Origin of the sequence: Frankia sp. AgKG'84/4 (genome assembly GCF_023242965.2) — a bacterium.
GTDB lineage: Bacteria > Actinomycetota > Actinomycetes > Frankiales > Frankiaceae > Frankia.
Window position 1 is genome coordinate 1 of sequence record NZ_JALKFU020000492.1, and the last position, 4108, is coordinate 4108.

Below are 4108 nucleotides of genomic sequence, written 5' to 3' on the forward strand. Positions count from 1 at the left end.
GCGAGACTCCGGGCCGACCGCCGCCGGACGTGCCGGCGGAGTGCGGCTCGGGACGCGGCCGCGGGATGGCGGGGGACACTGCTCGTTCGCCGGCGGGAGCGGGTTCGCCGGCGGACGCGGAAGCGGAACTGGAGGAGCCGGCCGAACTGGAGGAGCCGGCGGAGCCACGGGTGGCGGCCGGGTCCGCGGTGGGGGCTGGCTCACCCGGACGGCGGCCAGGGACGAGTACCGGCTGCGGGCCACCTGGGCGAGGGCCGGCCTGGTGCGCTCGGGCGGTCTGGCGGGCGGCGGGGTCGTGCGCGGCGGCCGGCGCGGACTCCTTGGAGCCGGACCTGCCATCCTCGCCGTCGTTGTCGCCGTCCTGCTCGGGCCGGGGCTTCGTCGGGTCGGTCCCCTGGCCGTCGCCACCATCGCGCGGCCGGGGGGCGCCGGGAACGGCCGGGCCGCTCGGCAGGCCCGGGCGAAGCTGCTCGCCGCTGGGGCCGCCAGTCGCCATCTTGCGCAGGATCAGGATCAGCGCGCCGGCGAGGCTCAGGTACAGCGCGAGGGTGCCGGCGAAGATCGGCTTGGCGCTCTCGCCGCCGGTGACGGCGTCGACGACCCGCATGTGGCCGTTGACGATCCACGGTTGGCGGCCACCCTCGGTGACCTCCCAGCCGGTGAGCATCGCGAGCACCGCGGCCGGGCCGGTTCCGGCTGCGGCGATCAGCCACAGGCGGCCGGTCGGGAGCAGGGGTGTCTCCCCCCGGCGTCGACGGCGGATCACGGCGATGCCGGTGAGCAGGGACAGCCCGATCAGCGCGGAACCGGCGACGATCATCACGGTGAACGCGCCGTGCACCAGGGTGCCGTCCGGGCGTTCGTCGGGCGGCGCGGAGTCCAGCCCGGTGATGACGTGCCGGGTGCTGAAGCCCTCCAGCAGGGAGAGCAGGCCGGGGATCTCCACCCCGTAGCGGACCTCGCCGGTCTTGTCGTCGTAGATGCCACCGAGGGTGAACGGTGCGTTGGAGCCGGTGTGGTACAGCCCCTCCATCGCGGCCAGCTTGAGCGGCTGGTGGTCACCGGCGCTGCGGCCGGCCCAGTCGCCGGCGAGGAGCTGCAGCGGCGCGCAGACGAGCACCACGGCGAGGCCGATGCTCAGGCCCCGCTGGTGGTAGGTGTCCCGACGGCCGCGCAGCATGCCCACCGCGTAGATGGCGGCGACCGTGCCACCGGCGCACATCAGCGCCGCGAGCAGCATGTGCGAGATCTGGGGCCAGAAGGACGGGCTGGTGAACGGGGCGAGCGGCTTCTCCTCGATGACCTTGCCGTCACGCTCGACGAGTCCACGCGGGGAGTTCATCCAGGCGTTGACCGTGATGATGAACAGAGTCGACACGGTGCCGGAGATCGCTATCGGCCACAGGGTGAGCCAGTGGGCCCGGGCCGACAGCCGCTTCCAGCCGTAGAGGTACATGCCGACAAAGATCGCCTCGGTGAAGAACGCAAAGCCCTCCATGGTGAACGACAGCCCGAGGGCACCGCCGTACTTGGACATGAACGCGGGCCAGAGCAGCCCGAACTCGAACGACAACACCGTTCCAGAGACAGCCCCCACCGCGAAGAGCACGGCGAAGGCACGCGACCACTTCTTCGTCAGCGCCAGCCAGACCGGATCACCGGTTCTGAGCCACCGCCACTGCGTGTAGATCAGCATCCAGGGCAACCCGACGCCGAACACGGCGAAGCAGATGTGGAACGCGAGGGAGAACGCCGTCTGGGCACGAGCGAGGTCGACGGCGTCGGCGGCGAGAACCATGCGCACGGCTCCTTCGAAGGACCGCGGGAAGAAATCGACCGGGATTCAGCCGACCTTCTACCCAACGTAGAAGGTCCAAGGTACGTATCGGGTTGATCCGGTCGGCCGTCGCGCCTCCGTGAGGTCCACGACATGCGCGAAGCCGGCCGGTGGGGCGAAGCGTCGCGCGTCCCCACCACCTGCATACGCGGTTCGCCGACCCTTTCCCACGCCTTTGTGCTGTGATCCGGCCGGCAGCCGCCGGGAGTGCGGATCCGGTGTCCGAAAGGCGGCACCAACGGGCGCGTTCGCCGCGATATCCGGCTCCGCCGGGAGAACAACCGGACCCCGCCCGGGAGCCGTTCGGCCCGGCCACATAATCACGACTTTGTAAAGAATTCCACCACGTGGCTGCGGACTTGCTCACAGCGCTCCGGAGAATGCTGGCGAATGCCATCGACGCCGGCCCGGCGCGACGATTTCCGCCGGTCGCCGCACCGGTCCGTTCCAGCCACGGCTCGCACGGGTCGGCGGGATGGGCGGAACAGGCCGAGCCGATACCGCAACGAGCCAGGCGAAAGGTCCCGCCAGGTCGCCGGGACGGGCCACCGTCCGGCCTGGGCGGAGTCCGCCGACACCGCCCGCGGCACCCTCCGACGGGAACGGAATGACTGCGGCACGCCACCTTCCAGCTACGGCCCGGCATGACGTCGGCGACGGCCCCGACCGGCCCGCAGCGGCGCGATACGCCCGTACCGCCCGCGCCGCTCCAGCGAACAGGCAGGTCAGCAGGCTGTGATGGAGCAGGCGCCACCGACGTCGGGCATTCAGCTCCGCACAACTTCTACGCGACGTAGGATTGACTCATGGCGCGCCTGGGTGACCTCGAACGGTCGGTCATGGACGTGTTGTGGGCGAGCGACGGGTGGTTGACGGCTCGTGAAGTCGCCGCCCGCCTCGACCATGAGCGCGATCTCGCTTACACCACCGTGCTGACCGTCCTCGAACGACTGGAACGCAAGGGCTTCGTGCGGCGGCAACGGGCCGCGCGGGCACACCGCTACGCGGCGGTCGACAGCCGGGAGGCAGTCGTGGCCGAGGCGATGATGGAGGCGCTCGGCAACGCGGACGACCGCGGATCGGCGCTGGTCCGCTTCGTCGGATCGGTCTCCGCCGAGGAGGCGGAGATCCTTCGTCGCGCGCTCGAGCCCGCCTCGGCACCGCCGCCCGGGGAGCCCGCCGCCGTCGGTTTCGCCGATCCGGTGGACGCCGACGGCGCCGGCACCTCCGTGGCGGTGACCGAGCCGGCTCCGGATGATGCGGACAGCACCGATGCCATGACAACAGGCCCCGACCGAACGGTTCAGATTCCCACCGACCGGGGGTAGCGTTGCCGACGAGATGACGACCGCGGCCCTTCTCGCCCTGTTCGCCGGTGTGCTGGCTTGGCCCGTGCCGAGCCTTCTGGCCGCCGCGCGGTGGCCGCATCGCTGCCCCCGGGCGGCGATCGTCCTCTGGCAGGCGATCGGACTGGCCGGCGGTGTCTCCGCACTGCTCGCGACGGTCGCGTTCACCGTCTCCCCGCTGGCCGCCCGCACGCCGACCGCGATGGTCGACCACGTCGGAAACGTCGCGGCCGGCGAGCCGCTCGCCGGCCTGCGCTGGATCAACCTCGTCGGCCTGACCGTGGCCACCGCGCTGGCCGGCCGCCTGTTCGGCGTGCTCGGCGCCTCGACCGCGGCCACGTTGCGCGAGCGGCACCGCCACCGTCACCTCGTCGACCTCGCCGGCCGTCGCCACCGCGGCCACGGCTCCCAAGCCCCCGCGACCCATGACTCCGCGACCCATGACCCTGCCGCCCACGATTCGACCACCCACGATTCGGGTGATCACGATTCGGGCGATCACGATTCGGGTGATCATGGTGACCGGGTGGCGGGCAGCCCCTGCTGCCTGTGCGCGCACCGGGACCAGGCCGGCATCCTGCTGCGGATCCTCGACCATCCGATCGCCGTGGCCTACTGCGTGCCGGGCGTACGCCATGCCCGGGTGGTCGTCTCGCGCGGGCTGCTGAACACCCTGGACGCCGCCGAGCTGGACGCGGTGCTCGCCCACGAGGCGGCGCACGTCGCCGGCCGGCACGACCTGGTGATCCAGCCGTTCGTCGCCTGGGAGCGCACCTTCCCCTTCCTGCGCCCGGCCCGCGACGCCACGGCCGCGGTCTCCTTACTCGTCGAGATGCTCGCCGACGATGCCGCCGCCCGCCGCTCCGGCCGCCGCTGCCTGGCCCGCGCACTCGCCCGCCTCGGCATCGCCCGCGCCCCTGTCCAG

General features: G+C 72.1%; 3 protein-coding genes. 2 read left to right on the forward strand and 1 reads right to left on the reverse strand.

Translation table 11 applies throughout. From position 1 onward, the window contains the following. A partial coding sequence (locus MXD58_RS21880; protein ID WP_250609831.1) for a cytochrome ubiquinol oxidase subunit I occupies positions 1–1798 on the reverse strand: 1798 nt, incomplete at its 3' end. A gap of 845 nt (positions 1799–2643) precedes the next feature. On the opposite strand from MXD58_RS21880, the gene MXD58_RS21885 reads away from it, so the two are divergent. Next, positions 2644–3165 (forward strand): BlaI/MecI/CopY family transcriptional regulator, encoded by a 522-nt coding sequence (locus MXD58_RS21885; protein ID WP_248837566.1) that lies wholly within the window; start codon positions 2644–2646, stop codon positions 3163–3165. A 13-nt stretch (positions 3166–3178) separates the two neighbouring features. Further along, a partial coding sequence (locus MXD58_RS21890; protein WP_250609832.1) for a M56 family metallopeptidase occupies positions 3179–4108 on the forward strand: 930 nt, incomplete at its 3' end.